This is a genomic window from Bradyrhizobium genosp. A (genome assembly GCF_049949275.1).
Taxonomy (GTDB): domain Bacteria; phylum Pseudomonadota; class Alphaproteobacteria; order Rhizobiales; family Xanthobacteraceae; genus Bradyrhizobium.
In genome coordinates this window covers 152397-168404 of sequence record NZ_CP188196.1, presented here as the reverse complement: position 1 = coordinate 168404, position 16008 = coordinate 152397, and the positions used below count along the sequence as shown (strand labels likewise).

General features: G+C 59.6%; 13 protein-coding genes. 7 read left to right on the top strand and 6 right to left on the bottom strand.

Features of this window, described 5'->3' with window-relative positions:
* Positions 1–11 precede the first annotated feature (11 nt).
* Together ACP2YP_RS00720 and ACP2YP_RS00715 are read right to left on the bottom strand one after the other, a co-directional pair.
* Positions 12–2030 carry a S8 family serine peptidase gene (locus ACP2YP_RS00720; protein ID WP_426421757.1) on the bottom strand — a complete coding sequence of 673 codons (2019 nt, stop codon included), beginning with the start codon at positions 2028–2030 and terminating at the stop codon, positions 12–14.
* The gene (locus tag ACP2YP_RS00715) at positions 2027–2917 is read right to left on the bottom strand and encodes a trypsin-like serine protease (RefSeq protein WP_426421756.1); all 891 of its coding nucleotides are present in this window, start codon (positions 2915–2917) and stop codon (positions 2027–2029) included. Before ACP2YP_RS00715 ends, ACP2YP_RS00720 begins: the two co-directional genes overlap by 4 nt.
* An 879-nt stretch (positions 2918–3796) precedes the next feature.
* Here ACP2YP_RS00715 and ACP2YP_RS00710 point away from each other — a divergent pair.
* Together ACP2YP_RS00710 and ACP2YP_RS00705 are read left to right on the top strand one after the other, a co-directional pair.
* Positions 3797–4492, top strand: a complete 696-nt coding sequence (locus tag ACP2YP_RS00710; RefSeq protein WP_426421755.1) for a peroxidase family protein — start codon at positions 3797–3799, stop codon at positions 4490–4492.
* Entirely contained in the window at positions 4408–5658 is a 1251-nt protein-coding gene (locus tag ACP2YP_RS00705) for a cytochrome P450 (RefSeq protein ID WP_426421754.1), read from the top strand. Before ACP2YP_RS00710 ends, ACP2YP_RS00705 begins: the two co-directional genes overlap by 85 nt.
* A 133-nt stretch (positions 5659–5791) precedes the next feature.
* Here the strand turns inward: ACP2YP_RS00705 and ACP2YP_RS00700 are convergent, their stop codons facing one another.
* Together ACP2YP_RS00700 and paaG are read right to left on the bottom strand one after the other, a co-directional pair.
* Positions 5792–6424 (bottom strand): TetR/AcrR family transcriptional regulator, encoded by a 633-nt coding sequence (locus tag ACP2YP_RS00700; RefSeq protein WP_426421753.1) that lies wholly within the window; start codon positions 6422–6424, stop codon positions 5792–5794.
* A 272-nt stretch (positions 6425–6696) separates the two neighbouring features.
* Positions 6697–7506: a 2-(1,2-epoxy-1,2-dihydrophenyl)acetyl-CoA isomerase PaaG gene (gene paaG, locus ACP2YP_RS00695; protein WP_426421752.1), complete on the bottom strand. Its 810-nt coding sequence runs from the start codon at positions 7504–7506 to the stop codon at positions 6697–6699.
* A gap of 150 nt (positions 7507–7656) precedes the next feature.
* Between paaG and paaZ the strand changes: the two genes are divergently transcribed.
* Positions 7657–9693 carry a phenylacetic acid degradation bifunctional protein PaaZ gene (paaZ, locus tag ACP2YP_RS00690; protein ID WP_426421751.1) on the top strand — a complete coding sequence of 679 codons (2037 nt, stop codon included), beginning with the start codon at positions 7657–7659 and terminating at the stop codon, positions 9691–9693.
* 356 nt (positions 9694–10049) lie between these two features.
* Here the strand turns inward: paaZ and ACP2YP_RS00685 are convergent, their stop codons facing one another.
* Both ACP2YP_RS00685 and ACP2YP_RS00680 read right to left on the bottom strand, forming a co-directional pair.
* On the bottom strand, positions 10050–10622 hold the full coding sequence (locus ACP2YP_RS00685; protein WP_426421750.1) for a TetR/AcrR family transcriptional regulator: 573 nt from the start codon (positions 10620–10622) through the stop codon (positions 10050–10052).
* A gap of 380 nt (positions 10623–11002) precedes the next feature.
* Positions 11003–12373 (bottom strand): MmgE/PrpD family protein, encoded by a 1371-nt coding sequence (locus ACP2YP_RS00680; RefSeq protein ID WP_426421749.1) that lies wholly within the window; start codon positions 12371–12373, stop codon positions 11003–11005.
* Positions 12374–12532: 159 nt separating this feature from the next.
* Here ACP2YP_RS00680 and ACP2YP_RS00675 point away from each other — a divergent pair, with 159 nt between their 5' ends.
* The 4 genes from ACP2YP_RS00675 (at position 12533) to ACP2YP_RS00660 (ending at position 15991) form a co-directional block, all read left to right on the top strand.
* Positions 12533–13315, top strand: coding sequence for an enoyl-CoA hydratase/isomerase family protein (locus ACP2YP_RS00675; protein ID WP_426421748.1), 783 nt, complete (start codon positions 12533–12535; stop codon positions 13313–13315).
* 185 nt (positions 13316–13500) lie between these two features.
* On the top strand, positions 13501–14202 hold the full coding sequence (locus tag ACP2YP_RS00670) for an SDR family oxidoreductase (protein WP_426421747.1): 702 nt from the start codon (positions 13501–13503) through the stop codon (positions 14200–14202).
* Positions 14203–14384: 182 nt separating this feature from the next.
* Positions 14385–14843 (top strand): Zn-ribbon domain-containing OB-fold protein, encoded by a 459-nt coding sequence (locus ACP2YP_RS00665; protein ID WP_426421746.1) that lies wholly within the window; start codon positions 14385–14387, stop codon positions 14841–14843.
* Complete coding sequence (locus ACP2YP_RS00660) at positions 14840–15991, top strand: thiolase family protein (RefSeq protein ID WP_426421745.1); 1152 nt, start codon at positions 14840–14842, stop codon at positions 15989–15991. The genes ACP2YP_RS00665 and ACP2YP_RS00660 overlap by 4 nt, the downstream gene beginning before the upstream one ends.
* The last annotated feature ends 17 nt before the right edge of the window (positions 15992–16008 follow it).

Sequence of the window (16008 nt, the reverse complement as noted above, 5' to 3'; positions counted from 1 at the left end):
GGCGAGCCGGACTAAGTTAATCTCATTCCCGGGACGAAATCGAACAATTCGCTCCACGGAATGGTTGCGGTGTCGCCCGTGGTTTGGTCGATCATGATCCCGGGTCCCGCGGGAGAGCAGAAGAACGGCCTAACGCGATGGTCGTCGTTCTCGTAAAGCACCCTGATATGCGACGCGTCCTGCGGTGGCACAGTGACCTTTCGAACTCTGTTCGCCTCGAGTTCATCTCTATCGGAGCACAGCTTGACAAAATTCTGCCTCCTCCACTTTCCGGTCAGCCAAGGCGCGTTCTTATCCGACCTTTCGACGACGTCTTCATAGATGCTGACTGCCTTCACAGGGTCGAGAATGCCTGCCGCCACGACGAGCCCGTCCAATTTCGGCACATACCTCGACGAGGCGATGAGCCGATTCTTTATCGCGTTCGGGTTTTCGATGCCGAGCGACTTTATCAAAGCTGCGGTGAACGAGACGTAAGGGGCCGCTACCGAGGTTCCAAAATTCTTGACGCTCGCACCTTGTCTGGATGTCTGAACGATCGCGCAGCCAGGCGCGGCAATATCGACGTATTCCGAAGAAAAATTCGAGAAATTCGCTCGGCGCCCATCCGGACCGTGCGCAGCGACAGTGATGGCCTGATCCTGCAAACGCCCAAGCTGGCCACCGAAGAATGCGGGGTAAAGCGGCTTAATATTGAGGTCTTGCCCTCGATTTCCGGCGGCTATGACGAGGAGAAGGTTCGGATAACCTCTCGCGGCGGTGACGACGTTGTCCATACTGTTGGGTGAGCCGACGCTGAGATTGACGATGTCCGCGTAGCTCGAGGCATACTGAAGGCCGCGCAGAATCGAGCCCTCGCGAATTTCAAATTTATTCTGATCAGCCAGGACCAGGTTGACGACCTTCAGACGAAGGTGCTGTGCGAGAACGGCCTGTTGCTGCCGGGTCCTTACTCCACCCGTTGCGAGATCGGCGACGTACCACCCGTGCTCGGCGGCCTCGTAGTTGGCGGCGGGTGCGATCTTCCCCAAGCCGCGCGCATCTATTCCGTACACGTCGTCGATGAAGCCGTTTCGGTCGTCATCGACGTTGTTGTTCGGAACTTCGAGCAAGTTACGTTCAAGCAACTGAACGGGAATTTCTGCCGAAGGCAATTCGACGCCAGTGTCGAGAACCGCTATGCGGGCCGGCTTTACGGTCGCGCCGGCCGCCTCCAGGGCCAGTCTATTTCTCGCCAAGGCCGCCAAAACCGCCCCCTCGTTGATCGGCCATGCGGCATTGGGGTCGGCCGTGCTGCAATCGGATTTGTCGACGAATCCTGTGACGAAGTTCAGCGGTTTGATGAGCTCAATGTCCTCTACTCCGGGAGCCGCGGCCTGCGCTTGCACGTTCGGTGGGGCGGCAGCGGTCGTGGCGGTAAGTTTTTCGAGCTGATTGACGACGGTTTCGGGCGGGGGAGCGGCTTCGTTCAGCTGAATTGTCGTGAACTTGCTAACGACGGGCAGCACGACTTGCTTCGCGTCCTTCGGATCATCCAAGTTGAGGTCCGGATTGAGAATGCGGACTAGTTGTCGAATGGTCTTGTTGCACCGGAGGTCTTTATCGTTGGCCCCGCAAGGCTTCAGTACGGCCTCGGAGTCGGTGCCTATTTCTCGCTGGATGACTGTGTCGATCGTGTCGTTCGGTCTCAACGGTACTTTGGCATCGCGAGCCCATTGCACGCATCCAGGCACAAGGACGTTTCGTGGCCTGTTCACCGGCGCTCTCTCGAAATTCACGCCGTTGAGCTTGTAGAACTCCTCCTGATAGGTATTGGACAGACCGCCGCCACAGAATGCCCTCATGAACGTCTCGGGTTTGACGCCGGCAGGTATCGTCAATTCCTTAGGTTTCGAAACGCCCGCTAGGTATTGGACCGCCTGATCGGACAGCGCTGACGTCGCGCGAACGGTCACCGTTTGAGTTCGGCCGGCCGAGGTTGCCGAAAAGAAAATCAATATCGAAACCGCGACCGCCAGAAACCTCCTCATCTGCATCCATCCGGCGCGTTGGGCAAGCCACAGATACGCTGTTCGACTGCAAAATCCGACCATTGTTTGATCCAAGCCATCGCCTTGTCTGTCGTCAGGCTTGACATGTACGAGCGCCGCTGCGACGGGGACACCCGAGAGTTGACAGAAGCCACTACTCTGGCGGAGGACATGTCGCTTTCGATGAATGCGGGGCCTCCGCTGTCTCCGCGGCACAGGATCGCATCCTCGACGACCGTGGCAGTTGTGATGATGCTGTTCGGCTCATGGGGCAATTCACCTGGCAGTGCCGTCACCGGAGAATTGCCGACGCGGTATATGTCGTCGACTGGTCCGGTGCCGCTTATGCTGACGCATCCAAAGCCGGTTAAGCGAAGATACATGCCGACCTTGAGAGCCTTGGGGTTGGTGTTGATGCTCTCGTAAGGAACACCCGGTACCGGCTGTGTCATCCTGCATAAGGCATAGTCGGCGCTCGGGTCCGTGGGATAGTCGGGGTGGTGGATACATGCTCCAGAATAGGGCACGCCCTCGACTTTGATGGAGGCCTCCTGTCCCGGCCCGACGCAGTGCGCAGCGGTCAGCAGAGTTTGTGGCCCAATCAGTGTGCTCGTGCATCCGTGTCCCGTGGACTTCGAATAAAAGGAGGCGCGCCATTCGGTGGGGTCTGCGATTTCCGCGTTTCCAAGCCGTGGGCCAGTGGAATCCTGAGCCAGCTCGCCGACCGACTGAAACGAGATGCCGCCCGAATTTGGCGGCGTCATCGTCATAGGCGCATCGGCGGCATTTGCGTGGAAAACGGGAATGGCCACCGACATCAATGCCAGCGAGAACGCTGGAACGTACCTGGCTGCCCGAAGCGTGAACCATACGACAAGGAAAAACATCTGCAATATCGTCGGAAATGAAATGAACCGGCGGAATGTAGCACATTCGGGTACAATATCTAGTTGCATTCTGTGAGTCGGACTGCCATAGGCCCTAACCACTTGATGATTGAAGGTGTTGGTGGATCGCGGAAATAACCACCGATCGCTCGCCGACGCAGGACGCGACCCGCTCGACCGATCCGGCCCTCACGTCTCCCACCGGCCTTGGTGCTCGCGGGTGTCGAACGTGCCGCTGCTCGAGCTCATTCAGCGTATCTTTCGGGTTGGCGGCTCGAGCGGGTCGACTACTCGATGAAGGTGGGGTTCCGAAAGGTAATCTCGTGGCGCGCTGCCCACGAGCACGAGCCGGCTGGCCTTCGCCGGCCATCTCGATACCGTCACCGACGCGGGCTGGACGACCGAGCCGTTCGCGGCCAACCTCGAAGGTGCCATGTTGGCGGCGGCGACCGGACTACCTCAGGATGTCGGCCGTTGATGGTGCTTACAGCGGACGAAGAATCCAAAGGCGTGGAGTGCGCGAGGTTCTTGGCCGGAGCGAAACGTTGCGTGAGTTTCGACCGCACTGCTTCATCGTGGTCGAGCCAACGAACTTTAGGCTCGTTCGGGGACATCGCGTTGACGTCCAATTCGTGTGTCACCGTGCACGGACGCCAGGCTCGCTCCTCGACCGGCAAGGGATTGAACGCCAATATCAAGCTCATTCCGTTCCTGACCGAACTCCGACGGATCCTCGCTGCAAAGTGCGGGAAACTGAGGATGCGCGCACCTTTCTGGGTGCGCTGCTCCCCCAAGTGCCTAGAGCGGGAGCATACTGACTGAAAAGCGCGGCAAATCAGGTTCCGCGAGCGCCCGTCGCGAGGAAACGGTCCGCTTTGAATGGAGCGCGCGGCATTCGACGAGTTTCTCGCCGATGTCGGTCTCGCCTCAGTGTTCGACGCGGCGTCGAGTCAGGGGGCAGGAAAAATCACGCTGCACAACACAGCTCCTTTTCTGATCAATGCGGAAGTCGAGGCAATTAAGAAGTCTCGTGCTTGGCGGCTGCGCTCATATAACGAGTACCGGGAGCGCTTTGGGTTGCAGAAGTTAACATCTTTTGATGAGCTGACGGACGATCGAAAGCTGCTGATGGAGCTCAATACGCTGTACGGGCATGTCGATCGCGTCGAACTGCTTGTCGGTCTCTTGGCTGAAAGCGACGAGGACACGGTGCTCGGCAGGCTGATGACCCTGATGGTCGGCGTCGACGCTTATTCCCAGGCACTAACCAATCCTCTGCTTGCGGACACCGTCTACAACGAAGACACGTTCACAAAAATCGGCCTCGAGAGTATTGCGAACACCTCTTCGCTCGCGGATATTGTCCATCGCAACAAGGTTGCTGCCAATGCAAAGGTCGCCTTCGCGGGCGAGGATCCGCCCGGCTCCTACGGCTGTCCGCTGGTTGGGCCGCGTGGGGCCTGCTCGACTTCTCCTTCATCAGCGGGTGGTTGGAATTCCTTCGGAAGCGTCAGCGCAAATACGGAAAGACAGCTTTTAAGACAAATCTATTTGGCCCGACGATCATCGCACTAGATTATCGCGCCATTGTGTCCTTGTTTGCCTCCAAAGACTTGGTGCAAGACCATCCGGTCGCCGGTTTCAAGTTCCAGCTTCCACCGCTAGCGTTGGTAGGCAATGTATCGCCCAGCATCTATGAGGCCGGACCGGAACACGATAGGCCGAAAGCCCTATACCTCGATTTATTGAAGACGCGTTCGACAACTCTCGCGGCCTCTTTCGATGCGGTTGCAGACGAATTCTTCAAGAAATGGGCGGCAAGGGAAACCTTCAACTTCCGCGACGAGATCGAGGATTTCGTCGTCGTGCTGATCTTCGAGTGGATGCTCGGCCAGCGACCGGTATTGGCCGATGTCCGTGAGCTCTACAGCGCCATATTCACGCACACCTTTCTATCGGTCACGCGCTTCATTCCCGGATCTGCCTATTCTAGAGCACTGAAGATCTTTCCAAGGCTGCTGGACTTCGTGAAGCAAACGCCGGCGTTCCCCCAGATCGTGGAGCTTGCCAAGGCTCACGATATCACTGACGAGGATGTGCTCGCCAAGCGGCTGACATTCTTGTTTGGGATGAATTCCTTTCTTGGAACACAGTCACTCCTGAAGTCGATTGTTGGAGAGTTTGGGCAGAGACCGAAACTGCGAAAGGACTTGTGCGACGAAATGGATGCGGTGATCGGGTCGGATCCGAGGATCGCTGACCTGCGCTGCCTCAACAAACTAAAAATGCTAGACCGTGCGCTACGCGAAATTCTGCGGCTACATCCGCCCGTATTTTTCATCGCTGGACGCGCGACTCGCGATCGCATCCTGGATTCGAGTTCAGGAACATTCCGCATTCGGAAGGGTGAACTGGTGCTGGGTGTGCTACCGTTGGCGCAGAGGGACGAAGCGAATTTTCCGCGGCCCGACGACTTCAGGTTCGAAGACCCACAAGCCTCGCAACATCTGATTTGGCCGCGCGGGCTTCACGACGCAGTCGTCGGCCCGCAGGACCGGACCTGTCCAGGTAAGGACCTCGCGCTGGTCATCGATAAACTGTTCTGCATTACCCTGCTGCGCAAATGCTCGTGGCAGCTGAAGCAACCGCCGACCTGGAACACTAAATATTTCAGCAATGTCCCTGCTCTCGAGGGAGACCTAAGTGTCGGCGGGTTCCAATATCGCGAATTTGGAGCTTAGGTGGAGGTGCTTGTGTTAGCTCACGGCGGCGGCAGGTAAGACTGCCGAATGAGGTACCGGTGTGGCTTTCCGGGGGGTGAGTTCACTCCTTCAGATCCAAAAGACAAATCGGGCTCTCGGTCGAACGATGCTTCTAGCTTGGCCTACCTTCCCCTCCTGACCTGCGTGAGGTTCGCTTTGGGGATGACTTGGCTTGACCTTCGAGAGCAGAGGTGGCGGCCTCCGCGCCCGCGAGAATAAGGGTGGTTGCGATCTTCGCGTAGGCTTCTCGGGTGAGGCCCTTGCCCTCGCGATACCAAAGAAAATGCCAATTCAGCATCGCGAACAGAGACATGGTCAGCGGCGTCAGCGCGTCGCGCCGGTTTGCTAACGACGGTATTGCCCCCGCAATCGCTTCCGAGACGATGGCAACGAGTCTTCGTTCCAGCGACTTGAGGACCTCTTGTTGCGCGGGGGGCAGGAGCTTCAGGCTCGAGATTTGAACCTGGTGCTCGGCATCGGCGCCGCGATAGGCGTCGAGCAATGCCGAAGAGATCGCGAATAAGCGTTCCCCCGAGCTGCCGGCCGATCGGGAAGCAGCTTCGGCAACGTCGAGAAGATATTTCAAGTGATGGTCCAGGATATCGAAGAGAACGTCAACCTTGGAACTGTAGTAGTGGTACATCAGCGCCTTGGAGACACCGCAGGCCTCCGCGATCATCGCAGTCGATGCGCCGCCATAGCCGTTTTCCGCGAACAAGCGCGCAGAACGCGCAAGAATGCTCAAGCGCTTTTCTTCGTAGTCGCTTGCTCGTGGACGGGCCATTTCACCTCGGGGGGCAGCGATAGGGGACTGGCACAGTGGCATTGACCGTCCGACTGGTCAATTTTTCTTCAACCTCTTTCACAGGGTTGACTCGTATCCTTGGCTACGATCGGTCTTAGCAACCGGATGCCGGGACAAATGCACGCAGATCAACCTCTTGCAGGATAGCAAACGCGCTTGGTTGAGATACAGCTATCCGTCCTTCAATTTCCTGATCGATTGCTACCGCGGTTCTAAGCGGAATTCGCTGCACCCCCGCTTATCGCGGCTTCGCCCGTGAATTTTGGCGGACGTTTTGCAATGAAGGCGTCTACGCCTTCGGCGTAGTCAGGCGTGCGACCTGCCTCGCGTTGCAGGTCGCGTTCCAGGTCAAGCTGCGAATCGAGGGTGGCGGTCGCGGAATGGCCGAAGGCGCGCTTGATGAGGGCAAGGCCCTGGGTAGGCTGACTGGACAGATGAGAGGTGAGCGCTTCGGCTTCGCCGCGGAGCTTGTCATCGTCGACCGCGCGCCAAATCAATCCCCAGCTCTCGGCCGTCTCGGCGGAGAGGGGATCGCCGGTCATTGCCAGGGCTTTGGCGCGCGCCTCGCCGATCAATCTCGGCAGAAGCCAGGTTCCCCCCGAGTCGGGCACTAGGCCGATTTTGACAAATGACTGGATGAACTTGGCTGAACGCGCGGCGAGAACTATGTCGCAGGCTAGGGCGATGTTGGCCCCCGCACCGGCGGCTGTGCCGTTGACGGCGCAGACCACCGGCTTGTTCAACGAACGAATACGACGAATGAGCGGATTGTAGAAGCGCTCGATGGTGACCCCGAGATCAGGTGGGGCATCGCCGGCAATATCGCTCAGATCTTGGCCAGCGCAGAAGGCGCGTCCCGCGCCGGTCAACAAAATTGCACGGCAGCCGACATTTTCAGCCGCTTCGTCGAGCGCCTTGGCAAGCGAGCGGTGCATCGGATCATTGAACGAGTTGAGCCTGTCGGGCCTGTTCAGGGTGACGATGCGCCATGCTCCGCGGTCATCGATCAGGATTGAACCCATGGTGTCCTCCCTCGCTGTTTCAAGTAATTCAGCAACTTTCGCTTGAATTAATCGATCGGTCGGTTAATTAATAGCTGCGGCGGGGCGGAGTCAATCGGAAGACCGGCGGAGATTGACCGTCGGCATTGAGCGACGATTGGGAGGAGATCGATGACTATCAACTTGCAAAGCCTTGCGTTTGACCGTTGGGTCACGCCGACCGGTGGTTTTGTCGACATTCCGAGTGCAATAGACGGCCGAGCCGTCGCGCGTCTGTCGAGCGACGGATTGGACTTTGCGGGGATGGAGAACTATGCGCGCAGCACCGGCGGTTCCGCCCTGCGCGAGCTCACCTTCCATGCGCGCGCTGACAAGTTGCGTGCGCTGGCGGCCCATCTCGGCCAACACAAGGAAGTGCTCTACCGGCTCTCCGCCGATACTGGCGCCAACAAGCGCGACAGTGCCATCGATATCGAAGGTGGGATCGGCACCTTGTCAGCCTATAGCTTGCATGGGCGTCGCGATATGCCCGATGAAAAATTTGTCGTCGAAGGCGACGTGCAGGGGCTCTCGAAGGGCGGCACGTTCGTCGGCCAGCATCTACTTTCGCCCTTGCACGGGGTCGCGATCCATATCAATGCCTTCAATTTCCCCTGCTGGGGGTTGTTGGAGAAATTCGCGCCGGCGTTTCTCGCGGGCGTTCCCGTGATCGCAAAACCTGCAACGGCGACCGCTCATGTAGCTGAGGCCTTGGTGCGGTTGATGCACGAATCCGGGATCCTACCTCCTGGCAGCCTTCAGATGATCTGTGGCTCGGTCGGCGATCTGCTCGATCATCTCACCGGACAGGATGTGGTGTCGTTCACTGGATCGATCGAAACATCGGAGAGGATCCGCAACCACCCGAATATTGCGAAGCATTCTGTTCGTTTCATTGCCGAGCGGGATTCGCTCAATGCGAGTGTGCTTGGCCCCGACGTGACTCCGGAACAACCGGAGTTCGCCCTGTTTATCCGTGAAGTCGTGCGTGAGATGACCGCGAAGACCGGCCAGAAATGCACCGCGATCCGGCGGATCCTGGTGCCCAAGGCGCAGGAGGCTGCGACCATGGCGGCCTTGAAAGCTAGTCTGGCAGAGGTCCGGCTCGGCGATCCGCGTACTGATGAGAAGGCAATGGGGCCCTTGGTGAGCAGAGATCAGCGCGCTGCCGTATGTCGTCAGATCGCAAAGCTTCAAGCTGAGGCGGACATCGTTTTTGGCGATCCTGGGAAATGTGAGGGAGAAGGGATCGATGCGGAAAGCGGCGCCTTTATCTCCCCGGTTCTCCTGCGCGTCATCGACCCTTTAACAGCACAAAGGGTTCACGACACTGAAGCATTCGGGCCAGTCGCGACGGTGATCGCCTATGATGGCATAGGCCAGGCCGTCGATCTCGTCAGGCGCGGCGAGGGCAGTCTTGTGGCATCAGTGTTCACCTACGATCGCGAGGTGGCGGAGGCCATCGTGCTGGGCATCGCGCCCTATCACGGCCGTGTTCTGATTGTTGATAGAGATTGTGCAAAGGAATCGACGGGGCATGGTTCGCCGTTACCCGGCCTCATCCACGGGGGACCCGGGCGCGCGGGAGGCGGCGAAGAGCTCGGCGGGTTGCGCAGTGTCTACCACTACATGCAGCGCACCGCGGTGCAGAGTTCGCCTGGCCGACTGTCGGCATTGACGGGAGCCTGGTGCAAGGGCGCGGCGACGCCTCTTGCGGACGTTCATCCCTTTAAGCGCAACTACGATGAACTCGTTGTCGGCGATACTATCGAGACCTCCAGCCGTCCGATCACGCTTGATGACATCGAGCACTTTGCGGAATTCACCGGCGATACGTTTTATGCCCACATGGATGAGGTGGCCGCGAAGGCGAATCCGTTTTTCCCAGGGCGCGTTGCGCACGGCTATCTCATCCTCGCATTCGCAGCCGGGCTTTTCGTCGATCCGGCGCCGGGACCGCTCCTGGCGAATTATGGTCTCGATAATCTACGGTTCCTCAAACCAGTTTCTCCAAACGATAGCATCAGGGTACGTCTAACGGTGAAGCAGAAGTCACCCGCCCGAAAGCCGGAGTATGGCGAGGTGCGATGGGATGTCGAGGTCATCAACCAAAACGGCGAACCTGTTGCTCGCTACGATCTTCTCACCATGAGCACGCGAGCAGCATAGGTTCATCCGCGAACCCCGCGATAGAGCCGAAAGCTCCGACTTTATCGCGGATCCTGTAGCGCAGATTTGAGCCGGCTTTCCGCTCTTGGTATCATTCTTCGCCGGCCTCATCGGGCGGAGGTCGCGCGTGTCGCGGCTGAGGGTCTTGAGGTTCGCTTTGCTGAGAAGCTCCAGGCAGCACCGTCGGCGCCGCGTTGAGCCGATGAGACGGCACCGCATCAACCGATAGAGTAGTCGCGTTTGGGATTGTCGCGCTCATTGTGCTTGAGCCATGCATCGTCGAATTTGGTGGTGCCCATTCTGTAGGCTTAGAGCAAACAAGCCGCCACGAGCCGAGCGCAATGCGAGCGGATGCTTCAGCGCACCTTTGAGCGCTTCCGCGCCGCAGCTTGGGGTCTGACTTCGGGACCCATAAAAATGTGTCCCAATTGCCCAGCAATATCGTCGATCGACATTTCGCCCTTTCGATCATACCACTGATACACTGAGTTCGCAGCGGCGACTAAAGCGAAGGTCATAACCGTAGGTGATACCGGGGGCATAAGATCGGCGGCGCGCAGTTTCTCGATATGCCTGCGATACAACTCGAAAATCTTGCGCTCCTTCAAGCGCACGTGGCGCGCATATTCTTCGGCTAGAAGCTTGCGGTCTTCAATGAGAAGTTTCACTTCTTTCGCGTAGTCGCGGTTGATGGTGACGTGGCGCCTAAGCGCCGATCGTAACGCCGCCACGAGGTCTGTAGGGGCGTCCAGCTCTTCTTTGATGGATTGCAAAGCCATTTCAGTAAAGCGGTCAAGTATGCTGAAAAAGATCTCGTCCTTGTTCTTGAAATGGTAGTATAGCGCTGCCTGCGTAAAGTTCAGAGACTTGGCGATTTCGCGCAAAGCTCCGTTTTCAAAGCCGCGCTCGTAAAAGAGGTCGGTGGCCACCCTCAGTATCTCTTCGCGGCGCTCGACGCCATTGCGGACCTGCGAAGGGGCGGGGGCGTGTTCGGCTGGCTTCTGGCGCAATTTGTGCATATGCGATCTGTATAGTTGCTGCTCGCGTGACCGGCAAGCGCTCAAACAGGCCCCCTTGCGCCTTGGCAGACCGGTCCGGCAACGGTCCACATGGCGTCGCCCCGGAGATCGAAGTCGGTCCGCCGAACTGAACCGTTTTGAGCATCTGCTGCGATCCCGCGCGACCCCGAGGAGGGTACATGGACGCGATCACGATCAGAGCCTTTCGCAATGGGCGATCGCCCGGCGTGTCGTCTTGCGGCAGGCTCTCGAGGGAGAGAAGAACACGAGCAGCCTGTATTCCCGGTCCATCAGACGAAGTCCTCGAACAAGGCGCTGGCCGACGGTTCATCTTGAATATTCTCGACGCGCTCCATGAAGCGGTCTAGCGTCTCGGACCGTATCGTTCGTCGAGCGTGGGCAGCGCAATCTTCCAATTTGATGCGCAACATGTCGTTCGGGATCGGGTTTGAAGGCCCTCCGAGCGGCCTTTCGCTGCTCAGCTTGATCGTTTCACCCGAAACGGTGTGGACCGCGAGATCGGTGCGGCCGACGACTTCGCCGGTGCGATTGCGTGCATCCGAAGCGACATGGATCCGATCTGCGAGCGCGAGTGTTCGCCGATCCGTCAGACAGTCGTGTGCAGTTGCTCCGAGCCCTGCGCGACCCGTCAGCAAAGTGGTCGCAACCATGAAATGAAGCGAGAATTGCGCAGCAACGCTCGTCTGGGGTCGCAACTTCGCTTCGCGCGGGCAGCCGACGAGATGATAGACCTCGGGCGAGACGGTGAGATCAACGCGCTCGATCTTTTCGGAGTCGAGAATCCCGTATCTTGCATGAACGATTCTCGCGATATCAATCGCGGCATGCGTGCAACGGCAGGCAGCATAAGGCTTGACAGCGATGCGCGTACCCTCGAATCTCGTGCCGAGCTCGGTGAGGAGCGGGCTCAAATCATGCTCGGGCTCAAACGCCGTAAGATATCCGTAGCGGCCGACAAGGAATTCCCTGGGGCCGGTGACCCCAAGCTTCGCCAGCAAGCAGCTGGATAGCGCGCCGTGACCGGTATTCCCGAATTGCACGCGCAGCGCCATCGAGCCATCAAGCACGCACTGCGCGTCGCCCGCTCCGTAGGAAGCCGAGATGCCGAGGGCATGGAGCGTTTGTTCCTCGTCCAGGCGCAGCGCAGCGGCCACTCCCGCAGTCGCTGCAAAGATGCGGAAGACATTGTTGCGACCGGTCTGCATTGCGTTCCGCGTGATCGAGAGGCCGAAGCGGATCTTCAGGTCCTGCGCGATCACCAGGGCGCGAACTAGATCCCGACCCGACAAAGGCGCGATGTCTCCAGACGCGAGCAACACCGGAAGCACTGCCGCGGTTGGGTGAAGTGGCAGCGTATCGGTACAGTCGTCCAGTTCGAGTGCCCTCATTTGGGCGCCGTTGATCCATGCGGCGACGGGAGCAGAGGTGCGTCGCCCAGTCCCATAAATGTGTGCTTCTGGATTCCCGCCCCAGCGTTCGGCAAGGGATAGCATCGCGTCTATGCCATCGGCGTTCCGGCCGGCAATAAGGGCCGCTATTCCGTCGGCGATGCTGCGCTTCGCAACCGCAATCGCCGGCTCCGGAATCTGCTGCTCCGAACACGTCGCGACATGGCGAGCGATCGCCTGTTCTGGCGTCATGACGAGCGAACTCCTATTGCGAGACGACCGCGTCTCTCAGTTCGCACACAACTTACCACCTCACAGCTTAACAGTCGATCAGTAAGTTATTGCCATTTGTTTGGCCCCGCTTCATAGTCGGGGGCTCGGTTGTAACGTCGATTGGAGATCGGAAGGGCTATGCAGCAGGACAATAGGGATATCTGCGTGGAGCGCGTCGCAGGCGTGATGTGGATCCGCCTTTCCCGCCCACAGGCGATGAATGCGCTCAGTCCTGCCATGCTGGATGTTATCGGCGATGCGATCGACGCCGCGGCGAGCGACGACGGCGTGAGATGCGTCGTGTTCGTCGGCGAAGGCAAGGCATTCTGCACTGGCGCGGACCTCTCCACCGTTCCGGGTGGGGAGAGCGGCCTTGAGGCCTTCGTGTCCAAAGCTTCCTTGACCATGAGCCGGATCGAGGCGCTGGAAAAGCCCGTGATCGTCTGTCTGAACGGGGTTACGCTCGCCGGCGGTTTGGAGCTGGCTCTGTGCGCCGATATCGTGGTCGCGTCCGCATCGGCGCAAATCGGAGACGGCCATGTCAATTTCGGGCTCTTGCCCGGCGCAGGAGGCTCTGTACGGCTTGCGCGCGCGATTGGTCCCGGACGCGCGCGCTATCTCCTCTACAGCGGTCTGCGCCTGTCAGCGGTGGATATGGAACGGTGGGGCTTGGTGCAGCAGGTCTTCGACGATGCCGAAGCGCGCCAGCGAACCGCCGCCCTCGCCGAGCGGATTGCTGGGCACAGTCCGCTGGTGCTGCGCCAGCTTAAGGCGCTTGTTCGGAGCAGCCTCGGCGGCGGGATCGAAACGCTCTTGGCGGAAGAGTTGGCGGCGAACGTCGCGCACGCCAGCTCGCGCGATATGCAAGAAGGACTCGCGGCGTTCGCCGAGAAGCGCAAGCCGGTTTTCGTGGGTCGATGAGTTGGCCGACTTATCCACTACGGAGGGGCGTAAGCGGACCGCGCGGTGCTTCGGCGGCATGCCTTCGGAATCCGCCGGACTTCAAGGCGCTGCCGCTCGGCCGGATCGCCCACACGGCAGGCCGATAGGGCTGCGCGCAAGGCCTTGCATCTCAGGTGTCTTGAGGGAGTAGACAGGAGGCGGTAATGCAGTCCCTTGATGGCAAGATCGCGATCGTGACGGGCGCTGGGCGCGGGATAGGGCGCGCGATCAGTATCGAACTCGCCGCGCACGGTGCGACCGTGTTCGGTGCAGCGCGCAGCGCCGGCCAGTTAGAGGAGACGCGCCAGATCATCCAGGCCGATACGCGAGGAACATTCGTCCCAATCCCGCTCGATGCCACGCGGGAAAACGAGGTCCAGCACTGCTTCTCTGTTGCCGAAGCGCAGGGGCCAGTCGACATCCTCGTCAACAACGCGGGCGGTGGGGCGCCGGCGGCCCTCCTCGACGTCAGTTTAGCCGATTGGGAACAACAGATGGCGGTCAACGTCCGCAGCATGTTTCTCTTCACCCGCGAGGCGGCGCGCGTGATGCTTCCGCGTCAGCGAGGTGACATCGTGAACCTGTCGTCGCTGGCGGGCAAGAAGCCGATACCAGGCTACGCAGCCTACACTGCGTCCAAATTCGCGGCAGTTGGGTTCAGCGAAGCGATCGCGCGCGAATTGCGGAAAGGGGGTATCCGCGTGCTCTCGATCTGCCCTGGAGCCGTGGCGACGGACATGCGCAAGCAGGTGGCGCGGGAAGAAAATCCGGAACTGATCACGCAGCCAGGCCAGATAGCATCGCTGATCGCCTTTTTCCTAACACGGGGCGTCGGGGCGCGCGACCTCTCGTTCGATCTCTTCTGAGGAGGATTCAAGGAACGAGCCGATGCCCGGCCAGTACCGACAACAACGTCTCTTTCTTTTGCTTGACACTTAACGGTCGTTTAGTAACTTAGGCTGGTACGCTAGAGCTTCGCCGTCGCAGGTTCCCGGCAATCGAGAAGCAAACTGAACCTGCGGCCGACCGCCACACAAAGGAGCATCGATTGACCTCCTCTCTTCCGAATATCGCGGATGCAACCGCGGCAGAACCGCTGCCCTTCATGCCGGAACTGTTCAAAACCACGGCCGAAAGGGGCACTGTTCTCATTGCCGGGCGCTGTGCACGCTGTGGAACGTATTCCTTTCCGCGCCGCTCGATCTGCTCGCGCTGCGGTCCGGGCCCGAACGTGATTCCTGCCGAACTCGACGGTCAAGGCCGGGTCTACGCGAGCACGGTCGTTCAAGTGCCTTCGCCCGTGGGGCTGAAGCCACCGTACGCTTATGGCTATGTCGATCTCGACGCCGTGCCGCTGAGGGTTTTTGGTCTTTTCGCCAAAACGGAGGCGAAGGGCATGAAACCTGGAACACCCGTGAAGCTCATCGCCGAACCGCTGTATCCCGATGCGTCAGGCCGTACGCTTCTCGCTTACAAATTTGCGCGTGCAGAAGGAGGAGAGACATGAGGCCGGTCTACGTTGTGGGTGTCGGCTCAACGACTTTCGGCAAGCACCTCGATCGCAGTCTCCGCAGCCTGGGTGCCGAGGCGGTCGGCAAGGCGCTGGCCGATGGTGGTATCGATCGAAATGAGATCCAGGCTGGTTACTGCGGAAATGCGTTGGGAGCCATGCTCCAGGAGGAGACGGGAGTCGGCCAGCACGTCCTCTGGGAAGCGGGCATGGCGGGCTTGCCCATCATCAATGTCGAAAATGCCTGTGCTTCCGGCTCGACCGCACTCCATCTTGGCTGGCAAGGCGTGGCGAGCGGTCTCTACGATGCTGTCATAGTCTTTGGAGTCGACAAGGCGGTGATGCCCAAGGGGACGCCCCTCAAGGTCGGCGCCGCCGACATGGAAGTGCGCCTCGGCGATATTTTCCCAGGCTATTTCGCGATGGTCGCTCAGAAGCATATGGAGCTCTATGGTACGACGCTCGAACAGCAGGCCAAGGTCTCGGTCAAGAATCACGACAACGGCTGCCTCAACCCCTATGCCGAGTTCAAGAAGCCATTGACCATCGAGGAGGTGATCGGCTCCCCCATGATCGCGGAGCCGATCACCCTCTTCTCCTGCTGCCCGAACAGCGACGGTGCGGCCGCGGCCGTCCTCTGTTCCGAGGCGATGATGCGCCGTCTGGGCGCGCGCCCCATTCGCATCGCCGCCTCTGTGCTGGCGACGGGGCTATACGATAACCAGCGTGATTTTACGCGGTGGGAGATCGAGGAGAAGGCCGCCCAGCAGGCCTATGCGCAAGCAGGCCTGGGTCCGAACGATCTGTCGCTGGTCGAGGTCCACGACGCCTTTTCGATCTGCGAGATCGTCCACTATGAAGGACTCGGACTCTGCGCGCGCGGCGAGGGCGGGCGGCTGATAGATGAGGGGGCGACCGCTATCGGCGGCCGCATTCCGGTCAACCCGAGCGGCGGTCTACTGGCCAAGGGCCACCCGATTGGCGCATCCGGGGTGGGACAGATCGCGGAGATCACGTGGCAGCTTCGCCGCGAGGCCGCTGGTCGCCAGGTCGAAAACGCCCGCGTCGCGCTTGCCCAGATGATGGGTGGCAGCAAGGAAGCCGACGCTCGCGCCTGCAATATTCACATCCTGATAGCGGAATAAATGGTCAACGGAGTAGA